Origin of the sequence: Amycolatopsis sp. WAC 04169 (genome assembly GCF_003947535.1) — a bacterium.
In the GTDB taxonomy this organism is placed as follows: domain Bacteria; phylum Actinomycetota; class Actinomycetes; order Mycobacteriales; family Pseudonocardiaceae; genus Amycolatopsis; species Amycolatopsis keratiniphila.
Window position 1 is genome coordinate 80941 of record NZ_QHJI01000012.1, and the last position, 26502, is coordinate 107442.

The 26502-nt window shown below is 68.4% G+C and carries 25 protein-coding genes; 9 read left to right on the forward strand and 16 right to left on the reverse strand.

Annotated features, from left to right (window positions below):
• Window positions 1–82 precede the first annotated feature (82 nt).
• Together DMC61_RS31855 and DMC61_RS31860 are read right to left on the reverse strand one after the other, a co-directional pair.
• Window positions 83–1624: a glycerol-3-phosphate dehydrogenase/oxidase gene (locus tag DMC61_RS31855; RefSeq protein ID WP_125693864.1), complete on the reverse strand. Its 1542-nt coding sequence runs from the start codon at window positions 1622–1624 to the stop codon at window positions 83–85.
• Window positions 1621–2184 (reverse strand): TetR/AcrR family transcriptional regulator, encoded by a 564-nt coding sequence (locus DMC61_RS31860; RefSeq protein ID WP_125694280.1) that lies wholly within the window; start codon window positions 2182–2184, stop codon window positions 1621–1623. The genes DMC61_RS31855 and DMC61_RS31860 overlap by 4 nt, the downstream gene beginning before the upstream one ends.
• Before the next feature lie 97 nt (window positions 2185–2281).
• On the opposite strand from DMC61_RS31860, the gene DMC61_RS31865 reads away from it, so the two are divergent.
• Window positions 2282–3901 (forward strand): FAD-binding oxidoreductase, encoded by a 1620-nt coding sequence (locus DMC61_RS31865; protein ID WP_199750147.1) that lies wholly within the window; start codon window positions 2282–2284, stop codon window positions 3899–3901.
• Here the strand turns inward: DMC61_RS31865 and DMC61_RS31870 are convergent.
• From DMC61_RS31870 to DMC61_RS31885, 4 genes are all read right to left on the reverse strand, one after another.
• Entirely contained in the window at window positions 3879–4526 is a 648-nt protein-coding gene (locus tag DMC61_RS31870; RefSeq protein WP_125693866.1) for a gamma-glutamylcyclotransferase, read from the reverse strand. The two genes, DMC61_RS31865 and DMC61_RS31870, sit on opposite strands and share 23 nt — an antisense overlap.
• Window positions 4520–5614, reverse strand: a complete 1095-nt coding sequence (locus DMC61_RS31875; RefSeq protein ID WP_125694282.1) for an S-(hydroxymethyl)mycothiol dehydrogenase — start codon at window positions 5612–5614, stop codon at window positions 4520–4522. The genes DMC61_RS31870 and DMC61_RS31875 overlap by 7 nt, the downstream gene beginning before the upstream one ends.
• Before the next feature lie 133 nt (window positions 5615–5747).
• Window positions 5748–7013: a C39 family peptidase gene (locus tag DMC61_RS31880; protein ID WP_199750148.1), complete on the reverse strand. Its 1266-nt coding sequence runs from the start codon at window positions 7011–7013 to the stop codon at window positions 5748–5750.
• 200 nt (window positions 7014–7213) lie between these two features.
• Window positions 7214–8935 carry a TIGR03767 family metallophosphoesterase gene (locus tag DMC61_RS31885; RefSeq protein ID WP_125693868.1) on the reverse strand — a complete coding sequence of 574 codons (1722 nt, stop codon included), beginning with the start codon at window positions 8933–8935 and terminating at the stop codon, window positions 7214–7216.
• Window positions 8936–9110: 175 nt separating this feature from the next.
• Between DMC61_RS31885 and DMC61_RS31890 the strand changes: the two genes are divergently transcribed.
• The gene (locus DMC61_RS31890) at window positions 9111–9545 is read left to right on the forward strand and encodes a hypothetical protein (protein WP_125693870.1); all 435 of its coding nucleotides are present in this window, start codon (window positions 9111–9113) and stop codon (window positions 9543–9545) included.
• A gap of 561 nt (window positions 9546–10106) precedes the next feature.
• Here DMC61_RS31890 and DMC61_RS31895 read toward each other — a convergent pair.
• Window positions 10107–10706, reverse strand: a complete 600-nt coding sequence (locus tag DMC61_RS31895; protein WP_125693872.1) for a TetR/AcrR family transcriptional regulator C-terminal domain-containing protein — start codon at window positions 10704–10706, stop codon at window positions 10107–10109.
• Between the two features lie 58 nt (window positions 10707–10764).
• Between DMC61_RS31895 and DMC61_RS31900 the strand changes: the two genes are divergently transcribed.
• Complete coding sequence (locus DMC61_RS31900) at window positions 10765–11214, forward strand: hypothetical protein (RefSeq protein WP_125693874.1); 450 nt, start codon at window positions 10765–10767, stop codon at window positions 11212–11214.
• Here DMC61_RS31900 and DMC61_RS31905 read toward each other — a convergent pair.
• Window positions 11183–12445 carry an ABC transporter substrate-binding protein gene (locus DMC61_RS31905; protein ID WP_125693876.1) on the reverse strand — a complete coding sequence of 421 codons (1263 nt, stop codon included), beginning with the start codon at window positions 12443–12445 and terminating at the stop codon, window positions 11183–11185. The two genes, DMC61_RS31900 and DMC61_RS31905, sit on opposite strands and share 32 nt — an antisense overlap.
• 100 nt (window positions 12446–12545) lie before the next feature.
• On the reverse strand, window positions 12546–14183 hold the full coding sequence (locus DMC61_RS31910) for a long-chain fatty acid--CoA ligase (protein WP_125693878.1): 1638 nt from the start codon (window positions 14181–14183) through the stop codon (window positions 12546–12548).
• A 450-nt stretch (window positions 14184–14633) separates the two neighbouring features.
• Between DMC61_RS31910 and mihF the strand changes: the two genes are divergently transcribed.
• Together mihF and DMC61_RS31920 are read left to right on the forward strand one after the other, a co-directional pair.
• Window positions 14634–14945: an integration host factor, actinobacterial type gene (gene mihF / locus DMC61_RS31915; protein ID WP_005155963.1), complete on the forward strand. Its 312-nt coding sequence runs from the start codon at window positions 14634–14636 to the stop codon at window positions 14943–14945.
• A gap of 105 nt (window positions 14946–15050) precedes the next feature.
• Window positions 15051–16199, forward strand: a complete 1149-nt coding sequence (locus tag DMC61_RS31920) for an isochorismate synthase (protein ID WP_125693880.1) — start codon at window positions 15051–15053, stop codon at window positions 16197–16199.
• A gap of 69 nt (window positions 16200–16268) precedes the next feature.
• Here the strand turns inward: DMC61_RS31920 and DMC61_RS31925 are convergent, their stop codons facing one another.
• The 3 genes from DMC61_RS31925 to DMC61_RS31935 form a co-directional block, all read right to left on the reverse strand.
• Window positions 16269–16763, reverse strand: a complete 495-nt coding sequence (locus DMC61_RS31925; protein ID WP_125693882.1) for a hypothetical protein — start codon at window positions 16761–16763, stop codon at window positions 16269–16271.
• Between the two features lie 145 nt (window positions 16764–16908).
• Window positions 16909–17598 (reverse strand): 4'-phosphopantetheinyl transferase superfamily protein, encoded by a 690-nt coding sequence (locus tag DMC61_RS31930; protein WP_125693884.1) that lies wholly within the window; start codon window positions 17596–17598, stop codon window positions 16909–16911.
• Window positions 17595–18935, reverse strand: a complete 1341-nt coding sequence (locus DMC61_RS31935; RefSeq protein WP_125693886.1) for a cation:dicarboxylate symporter family transporter — start codon at window positions 18933–18935, stop codon at window positions 17595–17597. The genes DMC61_RS31930 and DMC61_RS31935 overlap by 4 nt, the downstream gene beginning before the upstream one ends.
• 126 nt (window positions 18936–19061) lie before the next feature.
• On the opposite strand from DMC61_RS31935, the gene DMC61_RS31940 reads away from it, so the two are divergent.
• Complete coding sequence (locus DMC61_RS31940) at window positions 19062–20231, forward strand: acyl-CoA dehydrogenase family protein (RefSeq protein WP_125693888.1); 1170 nt, start codon at window positions 19062–19064, stop codon at window positions 20229–20231.
• A 71-nt stretch (window positions 20232–20302) separates the two neighbouring features.
• Here the strand turns inward: DMC61_RS31940 and DMC61_RS31945 are convergent, their stop codons facing one another.
• Genes DMC61_RS31945 through DMC61_RS31960 form a run of 4 tightly spaced genes read right to left on the reverse strand, consistent with a single transcriptional unit; the run spans window position 20303 to window position 23607 of the window.
• Window positions 20303–20632 carry a hypothetical protein gene (locus DMC61_RS31945; protein ID WP_016337451.1) on the reverse strand — a complete coding sequence of 110 codons (330 nt, stop codon included), beginning with the start codon at window positions 20630–20632 and terminating at the stop codon, window positions 20303–20305.
• A 58-nt stretch (window positions 20633–20690) separates the two neighbouring features.
• Complete coding sequence (locus DMC61_RS31950) at window positions 20691–21332, reverse strand: TetR/AcrR family transcriptional regulator (RefSeq protein WP_125693890.1); 642 nt, start codon at window positions 21330–21332, stop codon at window positions 20691–20693.
• A complete protein-coding gene (locus tag DMC61_RS31955) occupies window positions 21323–22867 on the reverse strand; it encodes an ATP-dependent acyl-CoA ligase (RefSeq protein ID WP_125693892.1) in 1545 nt (514 codons plus the stop codon). The genes DMC61_RS31950 and DMC61_RS31955 overlap by 10 nt, the downstream gene beginning before the upstream one ends.
• The gene (locus DMC61_RS31960) at window positions 22864–23607 is read right to left on the reverse strand and encodes an enoyl-CoA hydratase/isomerase family protein (protein WP_125693894.1); all 744 of its coding nucleotides are present in this window, start codon (window positions 23605–23607) and stop codon (window positions 22864–22866) included. The genes DMC61_RS31955 and DMC61_RS31960 overlap by 4 nt, the downstream gene beginning before the upstream one ends.
• A 47-nt stretch (window positions 23608–23654) precedes the next feature.
• On the opposite strand from DMC61_RS31960, the gene DMC61_RS31965 reads away from it, so the two are divergent.
• From DMC61_RS31965 to DMC61_RS31975, 3 genes are read left to right on the forward strand one after another with little or no spacing between them, the layout of a single operon-like run.
• Complete coding sequence (locus DMC61_RS31965; RefSeq protein ID WP_125693896.1) at window positions 23655–25244, forward strand: amidohydrolase; 1590 nt, start codon at window positions 23655–23657, stop codon at window positions 25242–25244.
• A 5-nt stretch (window positions 25245–25249) separates the two neighbouring features.
• Window positions 25250–25699: a GNAT family N-acetyltransferase gene (locus DMC61_RS31970; RefSeq protein WP_016337446.1), complete on the forward strand. Its 450-nt coding sequence runs from the start codon at window positions 25250–25252 to the stop codon at window positions 25697–25699.
• Window positions 25700–25734: 35 nt separating this feature from the next.
• Window positions 25735–26418 carry a metal-dependent transcriptional regulator gene (locus DMC61_RS31975; protein ID WP_037347949.1) on the forward strand — a complete coding sequence of 228 codons (684 nt, stop codon included), beginning with the start codon at window positions 25735–25737 and terminating at the stop codon, window positions 26416–26418.
• Window positions 26419–26502: the final 84 nt, after the last annotated feature.

A 26502-nucleotide genomic window follows, 5' to 3' on the forward strand; every position in this document is an offset into this window, starting at 1 on the left:
GAACATACTGTTGCAAAAACCCAACGACTCGTCAAGCTGAGGGCATGACTCACCGCATTTAGAGGACTAAATGCGGGAGGGGTCAGGCGAGGCCGGCGAGCGACTTGTCGACAAGCTCCTGGACGCGGGCGCGGGCGGCCGTGGCGTCGGGGGTGACCAGGCCGAGCCGCGTGCGGCGCTCCAGGACGTCCTCGACGTCGAGAGCGCCTTCGTGCCGCACGGCCCAGACGACTTCCGCCGTGCTGATGTCGCTCCCGTCGAACAGGGGCAGCCCCAGTTCCGGGTCGACCTCGCCGAGGGCCGCGACCCGCGGCGCTTCGGTGCCGTACTTCGCGACCAGCCGAGGCGGTGCGTCCACAGTGGACAAACGATCGCGCGGTGTCGCGCCGAGCAGCGGAAGCCGGGACGTGGTCGACGGCCCGGCGAGCAGCCCGGACCGCTTCAGTGCGGCGTCGACGGCGTCCTCGGCCATCTTCCGGTACGTCGTCAGCTTGCCGCCGACGACGGTGAGCACACCGTCGGCCCCGGTCACCACCGCGTGCTTGCGCGAGAGATCCGCGCTGCGTCCGCCACCGCCTTCGACCAACGGCCGCAGCCCGGCGAACGAGCCCGCGACGTCGGCGCGGGTCAACGGGCGGGTGAACGCCGTCGACGCCACTTCGAGCAGGAAGTCCACATCGGACTCCGGCACGGCAGGCACCCGCGGCACCGGGCCGTCGATCGGTTCGTCGGTGACCCCGACGAACACCCGGCCGTCCGGTTGCGGAAGCAGGAAGACGAAGCGGTTGTTCTCGCCGGGAACGGGCACGTTGACCGACGACGCGCCGATCCGCGCCGCCCCCGAGGCCAGGATGAGATGGGAGCCGCGCGACGGCCGCAGCCGGACCGACTCCGCCAGTTCGCCCGCCCAGACACCTGTCGCGTTGATCACCTGACGGGCATGGATCTCGATTTCCTGCCCGGTGAGCCTGTCCCTGGCCAGCACCGATTCCGCGTCGAGCCGGAGCGCTTCGACCCTCGTCAGGATCTTCGCGCCGCGTGCCGCGGCCGTGCGGGCGAGATTCACGACCAGGCGCGCGTCGTCGGTCAGCGCGCCGTCGTAGGCCAGCAGCGCCCCGCGCAGGCCTTGCGGGGACAGGCCGGGCGCGAGCGCCAGCGCCTCCGCGGCCGGGATCGACCTCGGGCGGGGCAGTACCGACGCAGGCGTCCCGGCCGCGCGGCGAAGACCGTCACCCGCGACGAGACCGGTCATGATGAAGGCCTGCTGGCCGCGGGAGGTCTTGCGGTACATGGGGAACAGCTGCGGGATCGCCCTGGTGAGATGCGGGGCGGTGCGGGTCATCAGGATGCCGCGTTCGACGGCGCTTTCGTGTGCCAGCGCCAGGTCGCCCTTGGCGAGATACCGGAGCCCGCCGTGGACCAGCTTGCTGGACCAGCGCGACGTCCCGTATGCCAGGTCGTACGCCTCGATCAGGGCGACCGACAGCCCGCGCGCGGCCGCGTCCAGCGCGATCCCGGTGCCGGTGACGCCGCCGCCGACCACCACCAGGTCGACCCGCTCGCCGCCGGCCAGCGCCGTGAGTTCCCGGTCGCGCCGCAGAGCGTTGAGCGAGCCCGGCGTCACGGGCGCAGCGCCGCGTCGAGCACGTGGGCGAATTCCGCCATCAGCTTCTTCTCGTCCACGTCCGCGATGGCGGGACGGTACGAGAACGCGAAGGACTGGATGAGCAGCAGCAGCGTGCGAGCCTGCGAGGCCGGATCACCCTTGCGGATCGAGCCGTCCTCGTGGCCCGACTTCAGCAGGTGCAGGATCACGCCTTCGGCGAAGCGCTGGGTCTTCCCGAACCGCTCGACGATGTAGGGCAGGACCAGTTCCGAATCGAGGTCCAGCAGGGTGCGGAACAGCGGGTCGCCCGACAGTGCGGCGACGGCGGCGGACGAGCTCTGGACGAGCTTCTCGCGGAAGTGGGCGGGCTCGGTTTCGGGTTCCGCGGCGCTCTGCAGCAGGCCGCCGAACTCGCGGGTCATGAGGGTCGCGAGCACACTGCGCACGTCCGGGAACCGGCGGTAGACCGTCATCCGGCTGACCTTGGCGGTCCGGGCGATCTCGGCGAGGGTGGTCCGCCGCACACCGACGGCGAGCACGCACTTCTTCGCCGCGTCGAGGAGAACGTCGTCGGACACACGGGTCGAGGCCTGGCGGGATCGGGTGTCCGCCAGCGCCGAAACGCCTGTTTCCGCAGGTGAGTGACGTTTTACGTCCATATGTAACACTGTAGTCGTGACCGAGCTTATTGACCACCGGTTAAGACGATCCTGGACGCCCGAGGCCGGTGACGCCGCCCACCTTCCGGCCAAGGCCTTGAGGTGGCTCGTCCAGCGTATCGGCCCGTTGGGCTCCGCGGCGCCCTTCGCGCCCGATTCGGCGCTGTCCGTTCCCGAACCGGTGCTGGACGAACGACCCAAGCGAGACCTCGAAGAGCTCGTCGGCGCCGAGCACGTCCTGACGGCGCCGGGGGAACGGCTCGCGCGGGCCAGTGGTCTGTCCTATCTGGACCTGATGCGGCGACGGGGCTTCGGTGATTTTCCGGTGCCGGACGCCGTCGTCCTGCCGGAGAATCCCGCCGAAGTCCAGTCGGTACTGGAAATCTGCGCACGGCACGACGTCGGCGTCGTCCCGTTCGGCGGCGGGACGTCGGTGGTCGGCGGGGTCGCCGCGGTGCGCGGGGACAAGACCTCGGTGATCGCGCTCGATCTCACCCGGCTCGATGAACTGGTCTCGGTCGATCCCGTTTCCCGGATCGCGGTCCTGCAGGCGGGGGTCACCGGTCCGGAGGCCGACCGGCTGCTCGCCGCGCACGGTTTCACCCTCGGGCACGTGCCGCAGTCCTACGAACGCGCCACCATCGGCGGATTCGCCGCGACCCGGTCCGCCGGGCAGGCCTCGGCGGGTTACGGGCGATTCGAGGACATGGTCAAGGGGGTCCGGCTCGCGACCCCGCGCGGGGAATGGAAACTCGGCGTCGCGCCTGCGTCGGCCGCAGGGCCGGACCTCCGGCATCTCGCCATCGGCAGCGAAGGCGCGCTCGGCGTGATCACCGAGGTCGCCCTCCGCGTCCGGCCGGTGCCGGAAGTGCGCCGTTACGAGGGTTTCGTCCTCGACGGCTGGGATAAGGGCACCGAAGCGGTCCGCGAACTGGCCCAGCGGCACGTGCTCGCGGACGTGACGAGACTGTCCGATGTGGACGAGAGCGAGGTTTCGCTCGCGCTCAACGACAGTGTGAAGACCAAGGCGCTGCGCCGGTATCTCAAGGCGCGGGGAGTGCACGCGCCGTGCCTGCTGATCGTCGGCTGGGAAGGCGCGTCGAAACGCGAGGTCGCCCGGCGACGGCAGGAGACCACCGGCGTGCTCAAGGAGTTCGGCGCCGTCCGGATCGGGGTCGCGCTCGGTGAATCCTGGCGCCGCGGCCGGTTCTCCGGCCCTCGGCAGCGGGACGCCTTGATGGACAACGGGGTCTGCGTCGAAACCCTGGAAACCGCCGCGTACTGGAACGAACTGGGCGACCTGCGGGACGCGGTCCGGGCCGCGCTCACCGCGACCCTCGGCAACGCGATCATCATGTGCCACGTCTCGCACGCCTACGAAACGGGCGCGTCGCTGTACTTCACCGTGCTGACGCCGCGCGACGAGGCCGACCCGATCGCCCAATGGCAGCGGGCGAAGGCGGCGGCCTCGGAGGCGATCACCGGCATCGGCACGATCTCGCATCACCACGCCGTCGGTGTCGACCACGCGCGCTATCTGGCGGCGGAGATCGGCGAGATCGGCGTCGAAGTGTTGCGAGCGGCGAAGAAGGCCGTCGACCCGAGCGGGATCCTCAATCCCGGGAAGCTTCTCTGATCAGCGTCCCGGCCTCGACCAGCGTGCAGTCCAGGCCGTGCGTTTCGGCGGGGATCCCGTCGAGCGCCGCGGCCCGGCGCTGTTCGAGGTCGGCGACGCGGATATGCCTGCCGTCCACCAGGATCGGCAGGCGGATGTCCGCGGCACCGACATACGCCACCACGTCGTCGAGCACGGTGCCGTCGTCGAGGGTGATGGCCGGGGCGGTCAGCCGCACCAGGTTGTACCGGATGCCGCTGCCCTCGCATTCGTCGAGCACGGCCAGTTGCTGAGGAGTCGCGAACCAGACGGCGTGCTCCTCGACGACGCCCGGTGCGGCGGCCAGCGTCGCGGGGCGTTGCCCGTCCCGGAACCGCAGGCCGGACGCCCAGACCGCGGCGAGGTCGGTGCAGCGCGCGTGGCAGACGACGACCGGGCCCTCCAGGCCCATGTTCTCCCGCAGCCAGGTGATCTTGGACGGGCACGCGTTCGAGCCGTAGGCGAGTACGGCCTGGCGTTCGCGCCAGCCCTCCGGCGCGGTGTCGAGGCTGTGCCCGGCACCGTCGAAGTGGACGAACGAATGCCCCGGCCGCGCTCCCGGATACGGATCGGCCGGGAAATCGGCGTCGGTGAAGAGTTTCACCACGTCACCACGCTGCGGAGGACGTCTCCGTCGTGCATGCGCCCGAAGGCCTGCTCGACACCGTCGAGGTCGATCCGCTCGGTGACGAACTTGTCGAGCGGGAGCCTGCCCTGGAGGTAGAGGTCGATCAGCATCGGGAAGTCGCGTGAGGGCAGGCAATCGCCGTACCACGACGACTTGAGCGAGCCACCGCGCGAGAAGAAGTCGATCAGCGGCAGATCCAGCCGCATGTCCGGGGTGGGAACGCCGACGAGCACGACCGTGCCCGCCAAGTCGCGCCCGTAGAACGCCTGCCGCCAGGTTTCGGGCCTGCCGACCGCGTCGATCACGACGTCCGCGCCGAACGAATCGGTGAACTCCCGGATCGCCTCGACGACCTGGTCTTCGCTCAGTCCCTTGCTGTTCAGCGTGTGCGTGGCGCCGAAGTCCTTGGCCCAGGCGAGTTTCCGGTCGTCGGTGTCGACGGCGACGATGGTCTTCGCGCCGGCCAGGTTCGCGCCCGCGATCGCGGCGTCACCGACACCGCCGCAGCCGATGACCGCGACGGAATCGCCTCGGCTCACCGCGCCGGTGTTCAAGGCCGCGCCGAGGCCGGCCATCACCCCGCAGCCGAGCAGCCCGGCAACGGCGGGCTCGGCGGCGGGGTCGACCCTCGTGCACTGTCCACTGTGGACGAGTGTCTTTTCGAGGAACGCCCCGACGCCGAGCGCCGGTGACAGGGCGGTGCCGTCGGCCAGGGTCATCGGCCGGGCGGCGTTGAACGTGGAGAAGCAGTACCAGGGCCTGCCCCGGCGGCAGGCGCGGCAGGTGCCGCAGACCGCGCGCCAGTTCAGGATCACGTAGTCGCCGGGTTCGAGATCCGTCACGCCGTCGCCGACGGCTTCCACGAATCCCGCGGCCTCGTGGCCGAGCAGGAACGGGAACTCGTCGTTGATCCCGCCTTCGCGGTAGTGCAGGTCGGTATGGCAGACACCGCACGCCTTGACCGAGACGACGGCCTCGCCGGGCCCGGGATCGGGCACCGTCACGGACTCCAGCGAGACCGGTTCACCCTTGGCGCGGGAAACGACGCCTTGGACCTCGTACGGCATGCCCACCTCCGAGTAGTCCATCCATGCCCCCGCCACCGCCCTCAACGGACGCGCTGGCGCGCGCGATATCGATCCACGTAGCCTGCCATGGAAGCAGCCCACGTCGCGACATCCGCTCGGGTGGGGAACCGATTCAGTGCCCAGGCGTGATGATGTACGCGATTCCGCCGGGACCGCTGGAAACGCCGCCATTCGTGTTGTACCGCTTGGTGCGCTGCCAAATCGTTTCGAACTGGTGTCGTTTGTAGACATTTCGGACCCGGTCGTTGCTGTTCGCGGCCGGGTCGTTCGCGATCACGTCACCGTCCTTGGTGAAGCCGACGACGACCATGATGTGCCCCGCGGTGCCGTAGCCCGCGCCGTCGAGCTCCTCGGCCTTGAACGACTGCGACGTGATCACCGGGATGCCGCGCGCGATGTACTTCTCGAGTTCGTTCAAGGAGTGCAAACGGGTGATGTGGCCACGCAGTCCGAGTGAAGCGGCGTACGCGGTGTTGAACGGCCAGTTGCCGGTTCCGTCGTAGGCGTAATCGAACGTGTAGCGGGCGGCGTACGCGACGGTCGGGTCGACGTAACCCTCCGGGATCCACTTCATGTCTTCGGGCTTGGGCCGTTTGCCCCAGTACTCGGCGACCATTTCGGTGGATGTCGGGCTGCACCAGTTCTCGCCGCCACCGCCGTACTCCGGGAACTGTCCTTTGTGGAGGTTCTGCGCGTAGGCGGGCACCTTGAGCTCGATCCCGGTGGCGCGGCCCGGTTTCGTCGCCTGGACCTCGAAGCGGTCCGGGACCAGCGACGTCATCGCGCCGACCGACGTCACCGACGGCGTGGCGCGGGAACCGGCTTCGCGGTACAGGCTGACCCGCAGCTGGTACGAGCGGAGCGCGACGCCCGCCTTCATGACCAGCGTGTCGACGTCGACCGCGGCGTTGGCGTCGCTCTGGCCGTCGACGCTGGTGCGCTTGATGTCGGCGTCCCCGCTGGCCCAGCGGCCCATCACGTACCAGGAGGTCTCGGCGCCCGAGGCGGTGCGGCCCTTCGCCTCCACCTTGACCCAGGTCTTGGCCGGCGTCTTCGCGTTCCACGAGGCGACCAGCTGGGAGGCGTCGAAGCCGTGGGTGTGGCTCCGCGACGTCCATTGGCCGTATTCGTAGGTCTTCGTGGTGCCGAGGGTGGGTTCGGTGTGCTCGATCGTGCCGATCGGGCGTTCGATGCGCAGGGCGCCGTGGTCGATGCCGAGCCCTTCGAGCCTGCCGTCGCGGAAGCCGGGGTGACCGGACCATTCGTGGTAGTCGATCGACTCGTCGTCCGGACGGCCGGGACCCGCCTCCGCCGTCTGTGCCGTCACCGCGGTCATCGTCGCGATCGTCAGCAGCGTGACCAGCCCTCGTCTGCGCATCCCGGCTCCATCCCTCGATTCCACCCAGTAGGGAAGGGATTTTCGCGGGTCGCGCGAGGTATGTAAACAGTTGCCCGCAAGACGGCCCGAGTCTGTGTCACTTTCGCGACCAGCCCGCCCTCGTGTCGCCGCATTTCGTCCTCTGAATGCTGTCCTTGCGCGTGCAACTACCGCATCCAGAGGACGAAACGCGGGGGGAATCAGGCGAGCGGGTGGGGCAGCAGCAGCTCCGTGTTCTGGTCCTGAGCCGTCCCGACCGCGCCCAGCGAGGCGTGGATGTCGTTGTACGAGAACTCCCGGTACAGCGACGCAAGCGCTTGCGTCGAGGTGTCGGAGTACGAAGCCTCGTACGGCGCTTCCGCCTCGATCAGGGTTGTGAACAGCGACAACGTGCCGTCCGCGTTGTCGGCGACCTCGATGATCCGCGCGTGCTGCGGGAAGTCGATGTGCGAGGCGGTGTTGATCTCCCAAAAGCCCTGTTTCGCGGTCTTGCCGGCGTGCGGGGTGATCTTGTTGTGGTGCGTGTGCCCGTTGACCCACGCCAGCACGTTCGGGAACCGGTGCAGCAGCGAGACGAACGTGTCGCCGTTGAGCCGGATCTCCAGCGGATGCCGCGCGTCCGGCAGCACGTTGCCCATGGTGTCGCTGGTGTGGTGGCTGAACAGGATGAACAGCTCGTCGGTCACGTTCTGCGTGACCTTGCGCCCGAAGAAGTCGTAGTACGTCGAGCTGTTGCGCTTGAGCGTGTTCTCCACCCAGGTGAACTGCCCGAGCCCGATCGACCCGTCGGCCAGCCCGGCCATCGTCGTGGTGTCGAGGCTGATGCCGGTGATCCCCGGCGCGATGCGGAAGGTGTAGTACACATTCCGCCCGTCGGCGTTGTTCCCGCTGAACCCGTGGCCCACCGGGCCGGGGCCGGTGTTGGCGGAGTCGAGGTGGTGCTGGACGAACTCCGCGGTGCTGAACGGCCACCGTCGCTCGTCCGGGGTGATCTCGCGGATCGTGCCGGAGCCGCCGAACAGCTCCGTGATCGGCACGCCGGAGCCGGACCCGATCGCGTTGGCGAGCTTCCGCGACGTCGTCTCGTCCTTGCCGATCACCTTGAAGCGGCCGGTGTACCAGGCGTCCATCCCCGGCAGATCCGGCACCGTGCCGACGATGCTGTCGTCGTGGTTGCCGAAGGTGCAGAACCACGGGACGTCGAGACCGGGCGAGGTGAAGGTGTTCGACGCCGCGCCGAGCAGGCCGGGCAGCTGCGGGAAGCCCTTCTTCGTGTACGCGTCGTCGAGCGGCTTGCCAGGGTTCCAGTAGTGCGAGGACCCGGACGTCTGGACACCTTCGTGCACGTTCGGGTCGCCCGAGGTCGGGTTCACCGTGCCGCCGTTGAGCACCTTGAGGAACCATTCGAGCTCGATCAGCTCGTGGTTGTCGGTGTTGTCGCCGGTGGTGACCATGAAGTCGATCGCCCGCCCGGTGAACGGGCCCGTCTTCAGGCTGTTCACGCGTTCGACCAGCGCCGTCGTCGCGACCGGGCCGAGGGTCTCCTGCGGCCGGTGCGCCGAGCCGACGAACGGGTGCAGGTACTCGAAACGCGCCGGGCTTTCGGCGTCGGTGAAGTGCAGGTCGGTGAACTGCGCGAAGGACGCCATCGCGCGGCGCCGGTCGTCGCGGCCGGACTTCGGCGCGGCGAGGTCGCCGCGGACCACGAGCGGCCAGCCGGGGCCCGCGGTCAGCCGCGTGTAGCCGGGACCGCTGGTCCGCGGGGCCGCCGCGGCTTCCAGGGTGGTGCCCGCGGTGCGGACCGCGCGGGACGCGGTGCGCGCCAGCGCGCGGTCGAGCGCGTTGGCGGTCGGTGTGCACAGCAGCAGGCCGACGCCGGCGGCGCCCGCCGCGGTGAAGGTGCGCCTGGAGATGACGGACATGGCGGTGCCCCCAGTCGTCGCGGGTGGGTGTCGCGGAAGGACGATGCCGGACGACGTTAGCCGTGGGGTGAACGTCAGAAAAGGGTAATGCGAAAATTTGTCACGTTCGGCTGAATACGCAAGTAGCCAAGCGGGCTGGTTACGCTGGCCGCTCGACGAGCGAGGAGGTGGCCAGGTGGGTGCTTCGGCTTGGTCCGTCCGCGGCCGGTTCGACGGCGACCCGGAAGCGGCGCTGGACGCGATGAAGGCGCGTGTGTTCGAAGAGGGCGACTACCTCTGGGAAGAGGACGAACTCGGTCGCCCGGACTCGATCGACGAGCTGTACGAGGTGGAAAGCGTCCAGGAGTCCGGGACCCATTCCGTGCTCGACGTCCACGAGTTCATCAGCGCCACGGGTGAGGACGACTTCGGCACGATCCGGCCGCTGGCCGACGCCGAACTCGTCGCCGCGTTCGGCACCGAGGAGCCTTCCGTGGCCGACTTCGACGAACTCGACAAGGCGGGACGGCTGCCGTACGAGCGTCGGCCGCGCTGGAGCGCGAACTGCGCGCTGCTCTACGAGAACGACGTCGCCGTCGAGCTGGCGATCTGGGGTGTGTCCGGCGACTAGGGCCGGTCCAGGCGGTCGTGAGCGTTACCTAGAGTAAGGCGCGTCTGTCGTGACCGGACCGGTCGCGCACGACTGTGTGGATTTCGGGTCATCTAACGCCCCAAAATCCACACAGTCGCCGTCCTGGGGGAGGAGTCGAACACCGCCCTCTTGCGTCGCGAGAAAAGTCCCTTCGCCTGTGGCTGGCGACTGGAGCCGAGTTTCCTTGAGGCGTCGGTCCACGGGTTGGGTCTCTGAAGGTAGTGAAGGCCTCCTTCACTACCTTCAGGGTAGGCAAGGAGGCCTTCACGGACCCGACCCAAGATCGGCCACAGCCAAATCAGTAGGTACTCAAGGCATCCTTCGTTCTAACCCGAAACGCCACTCACGACGTTTGCAGGGCCGAGGTCGACGCTGGTGCTTCGGGCACGTTGGTGACGTGGCACCGCACTCGCGTGATCGAAGCCGCAACTCGCGTGATCAAGGACGGAACTCGCGTGATCAGAGGCGGAACATCAAGTGCGGCACCCCATCACGCGAGTTCCGTCCCTGATCACGCGAGTCAACTCGAATCGCGACCCGCTACAGCCGGGCCGCGAGCCCGTCGAGGATCACCTCGACACCCAGCTCGAACAGCTCTTCGCCGCTCTGCGCCGCGAAAGCCGGACCCAGCCTGCCGACATGCGGATACGCCTCGAGCCGGGCGAGGAACCCTTCGTCCGGCTTCCGCGCGGGAAGCGTTTCGACCGAAGCCAGTACATGCGCCGTGAGCAGTCGCGAAATCCCCGCCGTGTCCTCTTCGGAGAAACCCGCCTCCAGCAGGATCCGCGCGGTCGTCTCGATATGGCCCAGCCGGTGCGGCCCGGTCGGCGGCCGCTCGCGCAGCAGCGCGGCCGCGTCCCGATGCCGCAGCAGCAAACCGCGGAACTGGCGGAGCCCGCTGGCGAGCTGATCGCGCCATGGCAGAGATCGATCGATCTCGAAGGCGTCGGCGCAGATCGCTTCGGCGACGAGGTCCAGCAGTTCCGCCTTGTCCTTCACATGCCAGTACAGCGTCGGTGAGCTGACGCCGAGTTTCGCCGCCAGCCGCCGGGTCGTCAGCTCCGGGAGGCCGGCGTCGTCGAGCAGTTCGACGGCCGCCTCGGTGATCTTGGCGAGGTCGAGCGAGCCTTTGCGTGCCACTCGCGGACTCTATCAGTGATAGATTTGTCTCTATCACTGATAGAGAACGGGGGAAGTGATGCTCTGGACACCGAAGATCCGCCTGGTCACGGTGCTGTGTTCGATCGTCTTCGTGCTCGGCACGACGCTGCAGAACTACGTGATCATCGATCTGGGCCTGATCGAGGCGAGCATGCGGCTCAAGGGCGCGGATACCGCCGGCGCACCCGCGTACCTGAGCGCGTTGCGGCTGGTGGGGAATATTTTCATCATCGGCAACGCCTTGGGGCTGCTGGTGTGGTTCGGGTGGCGCCGGCTTTTCTGGCCGGTGCTCGCGGTCAACGTCGCCCAGGCATTCGGGGTGTACGTCGTGCCGTTCGAGGTGCACCGTGCGGCGATCGCCGAACACGGCTGGCCGGGTGTACTGCCGTCCTTGGTAACCGACGGTGGCGCGGTGATCCTGTCGATCGTGCTGATCACCGCTTATGTGCGGTCACTCAGGCGGAAAGGCGACCCAGTTCGGCTTTGACGGCCTCGACGGCGGCCTTGGTCTCGGTGGCCGGGTCGGCGCCGTCGCGGGCGATCCGGCCCAGTGCGTCGACGAGCGCGGTGTTCGCCGCCGATGTCCACAGTGGACCGGTGGCGCGGCCGTTCTCCTTGACCAGCTTCGCGGCGTCGCCCGCGGCGGTGACCTTGTCGAGCACGCTCAGCCGGGCGGGCAGATGGAAACCGAACTTGGTGGCGAACTCCTGCTGGAAGTCGACCCGCTCCAGCCACAGCCATTTGACGAAATCCTTGGCGGCGTTGGGGTTCAGGCTCTTGGCGTGCACCATCGAGCTCAGCCCACCGACCGGGACGGACGGCGCGCCCGCCGCGTCGAGCCGGGGGAAGGCCAGGATGCCGAAGTCGTCTTTCAAGGTGTCCTGGATCTTCGGCAGGTTCCACAGCCAGGTCCACTGCATGGCGGTGAGTCCGTCGATGAACGGGAGCGGATCCGGCCAGTCCGTCGCGGCGCCCAGCAGCAGCGAACCGTTGAGCTCGTGGAGTTTCGCGAACGCCGTGGCGGTGCGCGGATCGTCGAAGCCGACGGATTTCCCATCTTTGATGTGGTCGAGCCCGGCCGACCACAGCAGTGGCCCGGCGAGCGCCGCCGCGCCCGCGTCGTTGCCCGCGAACAGTCCTTTGACGCCGTCCTTGGAGAGCTTCTTCGCCGCGTCGACGAGTTCGTCGAGCGTCTGCGGCGGCTGAACCCCGGCCTCCTGCAGGAAACTCTTGCGGTAGAAGAGGACCTGCGTGTCGAGCGCCTGAGGGATGCCGTAAAGCTTTCCGTCGACGGTCTGCGCCGCGAGCACCGAGGGGTTGAAGTCCCCGCGCACGGGCCCGATGACGTCGTCGAGCGGGACGAGCAGGTTCTGCCGGACCCGCTCGACGGTGACCTGTCCTTCGAAGATGTCCGGCACCGGGCCCGCCTGCAGCGCGGCGTTCAGTTTCGTTTCGTAGTCGTCGGGATTCCACTGCACCGCGACCTTGGACTTCTGGTACGCGGCCGCGTAACGCGTGACGGCTTCTTGTACCCCCGCCTCGGGATACGGGTGATACCACTGCGCGAGGTCCACCGGTTTCGGTTTCGGCCTGGTCACCCCGGCGGAGTAGGCGGTCGAGGGCGGCGGGCTTCCTCTTTGGACGGTGTTGGACCCGCAGGCGGAGAGCATCGTCGTCCCCGCCAGTGCCAGGAACGCCCGCCTGCTTGTCTTGCGCACCAACAAAACCCTTCGCCGAACGCCGTGAAGGCCATCTTCAGGGACCAGAGTCCCTCAAGATGGCCTTCACTGAAGCGCAGGCGCGCGGGAGATTAACCCGTTAGAGCTGACTGACGTCGAGTTTGCCCTCGGAGTGGAACGCCCGCAGCCGCTTCTTGTCGAACTTGCCGACACTGGTCTTCGGGACTTCGTCCACAAAGGTCCAATTCTCCGGAAGCTGCCACTTCGCGACCTTGTCGGACAGGAAGTCGCGGAGGTCCTCGGCCGTGGCGTTCTGGCCCTCCTTGAGCACGACGGCGACCAGCGGGCGCTCGTCCCACTTCTCGTCGGGGATGCCGACCACGGCCGCCTCGGCCACCGCGGGATGCGCCATCACCTGGTTCTCCAGGTCCACCGACGAGATCCACTCGCCGCCGGACTTGATGACGTCCTTCGCGCGGTCGGTCAGCGTCAGGTAGCCGTCGGGGCTGATCTTGCCGACGTCGCCGGTGCGCAGCCAGCCGTCGTGGAACTTCTCCGGGTCGGGTTCGTCACCGGCCTTGCCGCCGTAGTACGACGCCGCGATCCACGGGCCCTGCACTTCGAGCTCGCCGACGCTTTCGTTGTCCCACGGCAGTTCCTCGCCGTTGTCGCCGATCAGCCTGGCGCTGACGGACGCCGGGAAGCGGCCCTGGGTGTAGCGGTAGTCCCACGCCTTCTCGCCGGTCGCGGAGGCGGGCGGACGCGCGACGCTGCCCAGCGGCGACGTCTCGGTCATGCCCCACGCGTGGAGGATCGGCACGCCGTAACGGTCTTCGAAGGCGTGCATCAGCGACGGCGGCGCCGCCGATCCGCCGACGACGACCTCGCGCAGATGCGAGATGTCCTGCGGGTTCGCGTCGAGATGGGAGAGCAGGCCCTGCCAGATCGTCGGGACGGCACCGGCGAAGGTCGGCTTCTCGGCGGCGAGCATCTGCGCGATCGGCGCGGGCTGGAGGAAACGGTCCGGCATGAGCAGCGAGGCGCCGACCATCATGGCCGCGTACGGCATGCCCCACGCCATCGCGTGGAACATCGGGACGATCGCGAGGGCCTTGTCGTGCTGGGCCAGCCGCATGCTGTCGGACATCGTCACCTGCATCGAGTGCAGCCAGATCGACCGATGGGAGTACGCGACGCCCTTCGGGTCACCCGTGGTGCCCGACGTGTAACACATCGCGGCGGCCGACCGCTCGTCCACCTCGGGCCACTCGAAGGTGTCCGGCTGGCCGGACAGCAGTTCGTCGTAGGAGTGCACCTGGACGCCGTCCGGCGCGGGGAGGGTGGAGGCGTCGCCGTTGGCCACGATGACGTGACGCACGGTCTTCAGCTCGGGCAGCTGCTTGGCCAGCAGCGGGACGAGCGTGCCGTCGACGATGACGACCTGGTCCTCGGCGTGGTTGGCGACGAAGACGAGCTGCTCGGGGAACAGCCGGATGTTCAGCGTGTGCAGCACCGCGCCCATCGCCGGGATGGCCAGGTACGCGGCCATGTGCTCGGCGTTGTTCCACATGAAGGTGCCGACGCGCTGGTCGCCGGTGACGCCGAGGCTCCGGAGCGCGTTCGCGAGCTTCGCGGCGTGTTTGCCGAGCTCCCCGTAGGTCTCGCGGCGGGCTTCTGAACCGGTCCAGGTGATGACTTCGCTCTCGGAGTGCACCGTGGTGCCGTGGCGGAGCAGCCTGCCCAGTGACAGCTGCCCGTCCTGCATCGTGCTCAACATCGCGTACTCCCGTGGTGCTCGTTCTCCGGTGAACTGGGGTTACGCCGACTCTAATCCGGGAGGGGTGAACCGGTCAGTAACATCGCAGGCAACCGTTCGGTCACAGTGTCGCGCTAACGGGTGTTCGCCGGTTCGGGCCAAGATCATCAATAATTCGTATTTTTCTTACCATGAAACGAAAAATGGCTGACTGTGCGAAGTGATGGCATCGCTCATAAGGGTGATGAACACAGGCGAATCGCCGCTCGAACGGCGTGTTTCCGCAGGCTGGGGCGGGTTGCCCGTGGCGTGGTCGAGGGGTAATAAGTGCGTGTCGGTTTCACGGCCGAGGAACGGGTGGCGTTTACTGGAGCCGTGGTACAGAGACGGCTGGCCAGCGCTTGCTCTTGCAAGCATGGTTAAAGGCCGTCGGCCGCGAAAGCGGAGACCTGAGATGAAAGGACTACTACGTTGGCTCTGCCCACGTTGACTCCGGAGCAGCGCGCCGATGCCCTCGCCAAGGCGGCTGAGGCTCGCAAAGCGCGCTCCGAGCTGCTTGCGTCGATCAAGTCCGGCAAGGAGAGCATCGACAAGGTGCTCAAGCAGGCCAAGGAGAACAAGACCATCGGCAAGACGAAGGTCACGCAGCTGCTGAAGGCCGTGCCCGGCCTGGGCGCGGTCAAGGTCGCCGCCCTGCTGGAGCAGGCCGGGATCGACCCGGACCGGCGTGCCGCCGGCCTGGGCGAGCGGCAGCGCGAGGCCCTTCTCGAGGCGCTGAAGTAACGCTTCCGCAGGTCACGGGCTGTCCGGGGGAAGGTGTTGCCTGAGAGGCTGTTGCCCGGGCAACACTTTCCCCTGGTCTCAGCCGGAGCCTGGGACGCTGGTGGGGTGACGACCAGTACCGCACCGGCGACCCCGGCAGACCTGGCCGCCCGCTACGAGCGGGGCGACTTCCTCCTGGCCACGGCACGGCACGCGCTCCTCGCGAGCGGGGCCGTGGCCACCGCGACCGACACCGAGCCGTCGCGGCTGTCCGGGACGCTCCCCGGGCTGTTCACCGACTCGGGTGCTTCGATCGCGGTCGGTGTGCTGCCCTTCGACACCAGTGACACCACGTCGACACCGGGGCATCTGGTGCTCCCGCGCGCGGTCCACCGCGCGTCGTCCGACCACGCGGCCGTTCCGCCGCGCACCTCGCTTCCGCGGCCGGTCAAGGTCACGCCCGTGCCGGAACCGGAGGCCCATCTGGCCGCCGTCCGCGCGGCCGTCGCGGCGCTGAGCGACCGTGACCTGCGCAAAGTCGTCCTGGCCCGCGCCCTCGATCTTGACTTCGACGAGGCCGTCCCGGTCGCCGAAGTCGTCCGGAACCTGGCGAACGGGAACCCCCGGCACACCACGTACGCCGCGCAGCTGCCCGACGGGCGCACGCTCGTCGGCGCGACCCCCGAACTCCTGCTTTCCCGCACCGGCGGTGCCGTCGTGTCCCGGCCGCATGCCGGGTCGATGCCCCGGTCGGCCGACCCGGCGATCGACAAGGCGAACGGTGAGGCGTTACTGGCGTCCGAAAAGGACCACGTCGAGCACGCCGTGGTGGTGGAGTCCGTCGTCGAGATCCTGCGGCCGTTCTGCCGCACGCTCGACGTCCGCGGGCCCGAGCTGGTCTCGACGCCGGCCATCTGGCATCTGTCGACCACCGTCACCGGCGAGCTGATCGACCAGCACGTCACCGCGCTCGATCTCGCCGCCGCGCTGCATCCGACGCCCGCGATCTGCGGCACCCCGACTGATGCCGCGCGTTCGCTGGTCAAGGAGCTGGAGCCGTTCGACCGCGCGTACTACGCGGGCGCCGTCGGCTGGGTCGACGCGGCGGGGGACGGCGAATGGGCCGTCGGGATCCGGTGTGCGGAGATCGCCGACACCGCCATGCGGCTGTACGCCGGCGGCGGCATCGTGCCGGCCTCCGACCCGCGGACCGAACTCGACGAGACCTCGGCGAAGTTCCGCACCCTGCTGGCCGCGATGGGCCTGGAGATCTGACGCGTTTCGTCCTCTGAATGCGGTCCTTGCGCGTGCAACTACCGCATTCAGAGGACGAAACGCGGGAGGTCAGGTGGCCTTCGGTGGCGCGCCTTCGACCTGAAGCGAACCGCCCGGAACGCCGAGGTCACGCCTAGACTCTTCGTGGTAGGCGTTGAGCAAGGGTACGAAGTTGCTAGGGGTTGGGTCGGTCTTGCCCGCCCTGGCCGCGATCTCGATCTCCCAGACGACTTGATTGACGGCTTTCGCGGCTTCGATGGCTGATGGGGCTGCTAGGAGTACTAGCGCTTCGAAGGCTGTCGAGCGGCGTCGTTCCACTTGCTCCATCTCGGCAAGTGCTTCACGACGGAGATCTGATTTTTCCGGAGCTTCACGGGCGGTGCGGGCAGCGTCCGCGGCTTCCTTGACCGTCGTGGCGAATTCGATGTACGCGGCGAGCTTTCTTTCGTCCCACCGAGTGGCGAGTGCTCGGCGGTGCTTGCCTCGCTCCGTCATCGTGGTCGCGAAGTACGAGGTCAGGGCGCCGATAAGGACCCCGGCGAGCGTGACGATCTGACTGACCATGGCATTCCCCTCGATAGCTGCGTAGCAGCCGTGAGTGACGACCTGTGTCCGGCGAGCCTGACATGTACACCTCTGACGCGTTTCGTCCTCTGGATGCGGTCCTTGCGCGTGCAACTACCGCATTCAGAGGACGAAACGCGGGAGGTCAGAGGGGTGCGAAGTCTTCGGTGACCGAGATGTCGTCCGAGGTGATCAGCGCGACGGCCGCCCGGTAGCCCTCGGTCGCCTTCAGGTCCGCGAGCCGCGTCCGGTCCGGGTCGAGGGCCTGGTGGGTCGACCGGACCAGCCGCGCCTGCTCGTCGTAGCCGGAGAACGTGATGCTCTGCAGCGGGATCTTGAGACCCTTCCCAGTGGCCTTCATGACCGCTTCCTTGCGCGTCCAGTAGGTGAAGAACGCCGTCGCGCGCTGCTCGTCGGAGAGCCCGGAGATCGCGGCCAGCTCAGCGGGCGTCAGCGCGTACTCCATGAGCGAGTCCTCGGCCCGCCTGGTGGCCGTCTCGACGTCGAGGCCGACCGGGGTGCCCGCGGTGGCCGCGACGCCGATGAGGTCGCCGGAATGCGAGATCGACAGCATCAGCGGCGCGCCGGGGACCTTGGGCCGCCCGTGCGGTTTTCCGCAGTCTTCGCAGGTCGCGTCGAACTTCACGGCCTCGACGGCCAGGCCAAGCCGCTCGGCGGCGACGGTCTTCGCCAGCACCCGGCCGGTCAGGAACCGGCGTTTGTCGATGTCCTGGCGGTAGTTCGCGTACCGGCCCTGCTCCGGCTCGTCGAGCAGGGCCAGGAACCGGGGTTCAGCGGGCAGGGGCTCCGACCAGCGGACGGCGCATTCGATCACGTCTCCTTCTTACCCGATTCCGCGGTCGACTCACTCGCGTTTTCGTCGAGCAGGGTCGCTTCGTCGAACGGTGACTCGCCGTTCAGCGTACGGTCCAGCTGCTCCCGGTCGATCTCGTTGGTCCAGGTGCCGATCAGCACGGTCGCGACGGCGTTGCCCGCGAAGTTCGTCAGCGCGCGGGCCTCGGACATGAACCGGTCGATGCCGACGATGAACCCGACGCCGTCGACCAGCTCCGGCCGGTGCGACGACAGCCCGCCCGCCAGCGTCGCGAGCCCCGCGCCGGTGACCCCGGCCGCACCCTTCGACGCGATGATCATGAACACCAGCAACGAGATCTGCTCGCCGATGGTCAGCGGTTTGTCGAGCGCGTCCGCGATGAAGATGGACGCCATCGTCAGGTAGATCGCGGTGCCGTCGAGGTTGAACGAGTACCCGGTCGGCACGGTGATGCCGACGACCGGTTTGGAGACACCGGCGTGCTCCATCTTCGCGATCAGCCGCGGCAGGGCCGACTCCGACGACGACGTCGACAGGATCAGCAGGAACTCGCGCCCGAGGTATTTCAGCAGCTTGAAGATGTTGACCCTGGCGAGCAGGCCGATGATCAGTCCGAGCACCACGAACACGAACAACGCGCAGGTGATGTAGAAGCCGAGCATGATCACCGCGAGGCTCTGCAGTGCCTTCCAGCCGGTCTCGCCGACGACGGCGGCGATCGCGCCGAACGCGCCGACCGGGGCCGCCCACATGATCATCGCGAGGATCCGGAACACGAGCCGCTGGATGTGCTCGATGCCCCGGCGGATCGGCTCGCCCTTGGTGCCCAGCTTCTGCAGCGCGAACCCGGCGAGCAGGGCGACCAGCAGTGTCTGCAGCACCTCGCCCTCGGTGAACGCCGAGACCAGCGTCTTCGGGATGATCCCGAGCAGGAACTCGACGGTGCCCTCGCTCTTGGCGATCTGGCCCTGTCCCTTTTCGGCGATCTCGGGCGTGAGGTGCAGGCCGGTGCCGGGCTGCAGGATGTTGCCGACGACCAGGCCGATGACCAGCGCGACCGTCGACATGATCAGGAAGTAGCCGATCGCGAGCCCGCCGACGCGGCCGACCTTCGCCGCCTTCGCCACCGAGCCGACGCCGAGCGCGATCGTGCAGAAGATGATCGGCGAGATCATCATCTTGATCAGGTTCACGAACCCGGTCCCGAGCGGTTTCAGCTCCTTGCCGACCTCGGGCAGCAGGATGCCGACCGCGATGCCGAGGCCCACCGCCACGATGACGGCGATGTAGAGGTAATGGGTGCGATCCCGCTTCGCCGCGGGTGCTGCCGTGCTCATGGGTGCCCTTCGACGAGATGGGGACAGGTTGCGAAAACTTATGACAACTCCTCGGCTAACGACAACCGAAGCGGTACGCTGAACTAAGCGAGCGCTTAGTCACTGTCGAACAGGAGCGGGCTGACCATGGATTTCTCTCTGAGCGTCGAGGAACGCGAAGTGCGCGACTGGGTCCGCACGTTCGTCCAACGCGACCTCATGCCGCGTGAGCAGGAGGTGCTGCGCCGCGAACGCGCCGGCCAGCCCGGCCTGACCGGCGACGAGCTGCGCGAGCTGCAGCTGAAGGCCAAGGAGTCCGGGTTCTGGGGTGTGCAGACGCCGGAGGAATACGGCGGCATGAGCCTGTCCGCGGTGATGACCGCGCTGCTGGAGGCCGAACTCGGCCGCACGTTCGTGCCGTTCCGCTTCGGCGGCGCCGCGGACAACATCCTGTACTACGCCAACGACGAGCAGAAGGAGCGCTACCTGCTCCCGACGATCTCGGGCGAACGCAAGTCGTGCTTCGCGATCACCGAACCCGGCGCGGGCTCGGACGCCAAGGCCATCCGGACCTCCGCCCGCAAGGACGGCACCGACTGGGTCATCAACGGCGAGAAGACCTTCATCACCGGCGGAAACGAGGCCGACTTCGTGATGGTCTTCGCGATCACCGACCCGGAGAAGGGCGCGAACGGCGGCGTCACCTGCTTCCTCGTCGACCGTGACGCGGGCTGGAAGTCCGAATACATCGACACCATGGGCGAATGGGGCCCGGCGGCGCTGGTCTTCGAGGACGTCCGTGTGCCGGAGACGCAGATCCTCGGCGAGCTCGGCCACGGCTTCGACCTGGCCATGCAGTGGATCGGCGCGGGCCGCTACCTACTTCCCGCGCGTGCCATCGGCTCCTGCGAGCGGCTGATCTCGATGGCCATCGAGCACGCCAACACGCGGGAGACGTTCGGGCAGAAGATCGCCGAGCGCCAGGCCATCCAGTGGATGATCGCGGATTCCGGCACCGAGCTGGAGGCGCTGCGCTGGCTGGTGCTGCACGCCGCCTGGCAGGTCGACCAGAAGCTGGACTCGCGGCACGCGCAGTCGATGGCGAAGCTGTACGGCGGGGTGAAGGCGAACGAGATCGTCGACCGTGTCCTGCAGATCCACGGCGGAATGGGCTACACGCGGGAACTGCCGGTCGAGCGGTGGTACCGCGAACTGCGGCTGCTGCGGATCTACGAGGGCACCGACGAGATCCAGCGCCGGACCATCGCGCGCAACCTGCTCAAGGGGCACGTCAAGGTCGGCGGCACGCTGGGCTGACGCTCGCCCGTGCAATGAACGGGCCGTTCCTCGCAGAATTCGCAAGGAACGGCCCGTTCATTGCGTCGGCCCTAGTCTTCGTCCTTCTGGTTCCGCATCGCGATCGGGACCCCGGCCAGGTCCTCCTCGTTGCAGAGAAGCTTCACGTCGTAGTAGGGCGAACCCTTGCGGTCGTCATAGTCGAGATGGACGGCCAGCACATCGACCGGTTCCCCGAGCCACTCCTGAGCCTGGCGTAGCCATGTCGCGCACCGTTCGAGGGCCGTGGGCAGGTCGTCGTCCCGGAATCCCACCGGGCGGTAGGGGACGTCCTGCACCTGATCACGGGGGTTCGAAGGCACCGGCAACGCCGGCGAGAGACCCGAGTCGTCCAGTTCGAGTTGGATCGTTTGCTCAGTCACCCTTCGAGCGTCCCCCAGAGAAGCCGTCTGAGCAAGGCGTACAGACCTAAAGTCGGCGCTAAACGGGCACTCGCCACACTCCCGAGACCACTTCACGGCAGTTTTGCAACGCTGTGACGTCGAGCCGCCGTTCGCAGGCGAGCGCCCGAAGCGCCAGCTCCGCGTAATGGGACGCCAGCTGATCCAGGGTGAGCGGCCCTTTCGGCGAATACCAGCGCGCGACCCCGCTGCACATCTCCACCAGCGCGAGCCGGGTGACCGAAGGCTGCCCGGTGTGGAAGACGCCGGCCGTGACACCGTCTTCGATGGCGTCCGCCCACAGCTTTTCGTAGGCGTCGCGCAGGGCCACCACGTCGGCCCTGGCGCCGGGGGTGAGCGCGTGGACCTCGTTGTCCACCACGCGGGTGTCATCCGGTTGGATGGCGTGCGCGAGCACGTGCAGCGCCACCAGGGATCCGAGCCGTGACACGGGATCGGTGAGCCCGGCGGTCGCCTGCTCGGCCGCGTCGAGCAGCCGCCGCAGCGACTCGTTCATGATGGCGACCAGCAGATCCTCTTTGGTGCCCATGTAGTGGTACAGGCTGGCGGACGACAGCTCCGCCTCCTGCGCCAGATCCCGGATGCCGGTGCCGTGGAACCCCTTGGCGGCGAACAGTTTCACCGCCGCCTGCCGGACTCGTTCACGGGTGCTCACAACCATGTTCCGGTGGCCCTGTCCCACGAACCGGCACGGAGGTCTTCCACCTTCTTGAGCTCGCCCTTCGCGACCCGTTCCGACGGAGTCATCGGCAGCTCCGTCACGATCGCCCAGAACCGGGGAACCTTGAAGTAGGCCAGTTTCGCCGAGCAGAACTCCGCCAGCTCGGCCGGTTCGCACCGGTGTCCCTCGTTCTCGTCGAGGACGATGTACGTCTTGACCTCTTCGCCGCGGATGTCGTCCGGCACCGCGATGACGGCGGCGAGCTTGACCGCGGGATGCAGCTGCAGCGCCCGTTCGACCTCGTCGGCGGAGATGTTCTCCCCGCTGCGGCGGATCATGTCCTTGGTGCGGCCCACGTAGTACACGCGGCCTTCGTCGTCCATTGTGGCCAGATCGCCGGTGTGGAACCAGCCGCCGTCGAAGGCGCGCCTGGTCGCTTCGGGATCGTCGTGGTAGCCGTGCATCAGGCCGACCCCGCGGATCAGCAGCTCGCCGGTTTCCCCGCGCGGCAGCGGTTTCCCGTCCGCGTCCGCGATCATCACCTCGCGGGTGGGCGCCGGCCTGCCGAGGCAGCCGGTGCCGACGGTCTCCTCGTGATCCGCCGGGTACATCCGGATGTCGCCGCCGGTCTCGGTCATGCCGAAGGCCTCGAACCACGGCGCGCCCCAGCGTGCTTCGAGCGCGGCGTGCAGGTCGCGCGGGATGGCCGAAGCGCAGATCGCGCGGACCTGGTGCGCCTTGTCGAGCTCGCTTTCCGGCTGGCGCAGCAGAAGGGTGGGCATCAGGCCGAGGCAGTAGAACCAGGTGACGCCGTGTTCGCGGATCTTCTCCCAGAACGTCGACGGGTGGAAGCGGTCGAGCACCACCAGTGTCGCGCCGCCCGCGAGCCCCAGCGCCACGTTCCACTGTGGATCGATGTAGTGGAACGGTTGCGCGGTCAGGATGACGTCGTCCGCGCCGACCGCCGGGAAGTCCGTGGCCAGGCTGATCGCCAGTGTCGTCCAATACCTGTTCGGCAGTACGCAACCCTTGGGGGCGCCCGTGGTGCCCGAGGTGTACTGGATGTTGACCGGGCGTTCGCCCTCGCTCGTGAAGTCCGGGGTGGCCCCGGAACCGGTGAGTTCGCCGGGGGTGAGCACGCGTTCCAGCGAGGTGTCCGGCGCGATCTTGTTCAGCAGCTCCAGGAATTCCTCGGCGGCGACGGCGAACCTGGCTCCGGAATGCCGCAGCACGTGGGCGCCGTCGAACTCTCGGTATCCGGTGTTGACCGGGACGAGCACGCCGCCGATCTTGGCCAAGGCCAGCCACAGCAACGGGAATTCGGGCTGGTTGCGCAGCATCACCGCGACCCGGTCGCCCGGCGTCACGCCGAGGTCGAGCAGCGCGCGGGCGTACTCCGTGCTGCGCGCGTCGACGTCGGCGAAGGTGAAGCTCTCCCCGGTGGAGTCGAAGATCCACGCCGTCTTGTCCGGCCAGAGCGCGGCGGCCCTCGTGGTCAGCCTGACGAGAGTGTCGATCCCGGCGAGCGAGGTCATGCCCGGCTCCGGAAGGCCTCGGAGGAAGCGGCGACCTCGGCGGAGTGTTCGGTGATCAGCGCGTGGCTGACTTCGAGTTCGAGCGCGGCGTCGAGGGAGCTGTCGATGCCGGAGTCGAGGGCGCGTTTGGCCATCGTGGCCGCGGCGGCCGGATGCGCGGCGATCCTGGCCGCCCACGCGAGCGCGGTGTCCATCAGGTCGTCGGCGGGCGCGGTGGCGTTGACCAGGCCGAGTTCGTGCGCTTCGGCGCCGCTCACCCGTTCGCCCAGCAGCAGGAGTTCCTTGGCCTTCAGCGGGCCGACCAGCAACGGCAGCAACCGCGACGCCGCGCCCGTGACGCTCAGGCCGAGGGAGACCTCGGGGAAGGCGAACATCGCGTCTTCGGCGGCGAGGATCAGGTCGCAGCCCATCGCGAACTCGGCGCCCGCGCCGATCGCGTAACCGTGGACGGCGGCGATGACGGGCTGGCGGAGGCCGCGAAGGCGGCGCGTCACGTCCTGTAGCCGGTCGAGTCGCGGGCGTGAATCACCCTCAGGGGTGGGCTCTTTGAGGTCGTGACCGGCGCAGAAGGCGCGTCCGCGGCCGGCGAGCACGACGGCGCGCGCCTCCGATTTGGCGGCCGCGTCGAGCGCCTCCAGCAGGTCGTCGACCAGTTCGGCGACCACCGCGTTGAGCCGTTCGGGGCGGTTCAGCCAGATCACGGCGATGCCGTCGTCGAGTGCGTAGTCCACGGTGCTCATGACGCCGAGCCTAGACGACCGATCGATCGATCGATAGGGTCGAATCCATGCGGGTCGACACGGTCTACGAGAACGCCCGGTTCCTCACCGGAACGGGGGAATCCGTAGCGCTTGCTGCGCTCAATGGACGAATTGTGGCGTTAGGACACGATGCGGCGGCGCTTTCCGCAAAGCGCCGCGTGGACCTCGGCGGCTCGGTGGTGGTGCCCGGGTTCCACGACGCGCACAACCACATGGCCTGGTTCGGCATGGCCCTCGACGACGTCGCCCTTTCGGATTGCCGCAGCGTCGACGAGGTGTACGACGCCGTCGCGCGGCGCGCGGCCGAAACGCCGCCGGGCGGCTGGATCATCGGCAGCGGCTACGACCAGAACAAGCTCGTGGGCGGCCATCCGACGAGGCAGGGGCTCGATCGCGCGGCTCCCGGGCATCTCGTGCGGCTCAAGCACACGTCCGGGCATATGACCGTGGTCAACTCCGCGGTGCTGGAGAAACTCGACCTGGGCGACGTGCCCGTCGGCGGCGACGTCGTCCGCGACGAGGACAGTTCGCCGACCGGGCTGCTGCGGGAGCAGGCCCAGCTGATGCTGCGGCCGCTGACCTACCCGACGCCGGTCGAGCGGGTCGTCCGCGGGCTGGACCGGGCGAGCGAGCGCTACCTGGCCGAGGGCATCACGAGTGTCCAGGAGGCCGGGATCGGCGGGGGTCTCGTGGGGGAGACCCCCGCCGAGCTCGCCGCGTACCAGCTGGCGCGCGAACGCGGGGTGCTGCGGGTGCGGAGCACGGTGATGGTCGCGGCGAGCGTGCTCCACGAACTGGACGCGGGCGCGGGTTTTGGTCTCGACCTGGGGATGCGCACCGGCTTCGGCGACGAATGGCTGCGGATCGGCGCGATGAAGCTGTTCGCCGACGGCTCGCTGATCGGCCGCACCTGCGCCATGCACGAGCCGTTCGCCGGCGAAACGGACAACGTCGGCTACTTCCAGGTGCCCGAGGACGAGATCGCGCGGACGATCGCCGCCGCGCACAAGGCCGGCTGGCAGATCGCGACGCACGCCATCGGCGACCGCGCGATCACCGTCGTCCTCGACGCCTACGAGTCCGCGCTGAAGGCCGATCCGCGTCCCGGCCACCGGCACCGCATCGAGCACTGCGCGGTGCTGCGGCCCGAGGAGCTGAAGCGGCTGGCGTCGCTGGGGCTGATCGCTTCACCGCAGGGCCGGTTCGTCAACGAGATCGGCGACGGGATGCGGGCCGCCCTCGGCCCCGAACGCGAGCCTTGGTGCTACCGGCTCAAGAGCCTGCTCGACGCGGGATGCGTGCTGCCCGCCAGCTCGGACCGCCCGGTCGTCGAGGGGGCGCCGCTGCTCGCGCTGGCCGACATGGTGCGGCGGAAGACCGCGTCCGGGGTCGTGCTGGGTCCCGATGAGCGGCTCACCCCCGCCGAAGCCCTGCGCGCGTACACCTACGGATCCGCGTACGCCGCTTTCGCCGAGAAGGACCTGGGCACGCTGGAGATCGGCAAGCTCGCGGACTTCGCCGTCCTCTCGGCCGACCCGACCGACGAGTCCACTTTGGATTCGATCCACGTCGTCGCCACCGCCGTCGGCGGCGACATCGTCTACGAACGGAGCTGAGACCCATGCCGGTGCGGGACGCGGTCGCGGACGACATCGAGGAGATCTGCGCGCTCATCGAGGAGCACGCGGTCTACGAGGACAAACACGATCTGAAGCTCGACAGGCAGGAGATGGCCGGGTTCCTCTTCGGGCCCGATCCGAAGGCCTGGGTGCTGCTGGCCACCCCGCCGGGTGAGCCGGGCAAGGTCGCGGGCTTCGCCTTCTGCAGCTGGAACTTCTCCACCTGGGAAGCGCGTCCGGGGATCTGGCTCGACGACCTCTTCGTACGCCCTGAGCACCGTCGTTTCGGCCTCGGGCGGGAGCTGCTCGAAGAGCTGAGCGCGCGGACCCCGGGCCGGGTCGAATGGGACATGCAGGAGGGCAACGAGAAGGGCGAGGCGTTCTACGCCCAGCTCGGCGCCGACCCCGTCCCCGGCTGGATCCGGTACCGCTGGCGGCCGCACGCTGGGTGATCCGCGACCGGGCGGCAAGCCGTAAACTCGCACCCATGGGTGAAGGGGCAAGTCGCAGGTCGTCGTCCGTGGAGGACTACGTCCGGGTGATCTACGGGCTGGTGGAGCGCGGCGAGGCCGTCACCAACACGTCGCTGGCCGGACGGCTGGAGGTCAGCCCGTCGTCGGCGTCCGGCATGGTCACCAAGCTGTCCCAGCTGGGACTGGTCGCGCACGTGCCGTACCGCGGGATCGAGCTGACCACCGAGGGCAGGCTGCTGGCCCGCTCGGTGCTGCGCCGCCACCGGCTGATCGAGACCTACCTGGTGTCCGAGCTCGGCTACACCTGGGACGAGGTGCATTCGGAGGCCGACGCGCTCGAACACGCGGTGTCGGACCGGCTCGTCGAGCGGATCGCGGCCAAGCTCGGCAACCCGATGCGCGATCCGCACGGCGACCCCATCCCCGCCCCCGACGGCAGCGTCGAGGAAATGCCGATGCGCATCCTCGACGACCTCCCGCCCGGCGCGGTCGGCGAGATCGTCCGCGTCTGGGACACCGATCCGGAGCTCCTGCGGTACCTGACCGAGCATTCGATCGGCCTCGGCGAGCGGATCGAGGTCGTCGAGCGCCAGCCGTTCGGCGGACCGATGGTGGTCAAGGTCGGCTCGCCGCCCGACGCGGCCACCCACGCGATCGGCAAGGAGATCGCGCAGGCGCTTTCGGTCGCGCTGCGCTGAACCTGTCCATTGTGGACCGGTATCGGCCGCGGTGGGAATTTTCCTACGTCTCTGCATAATTACGTCACCCGCCTGCCACGCCGA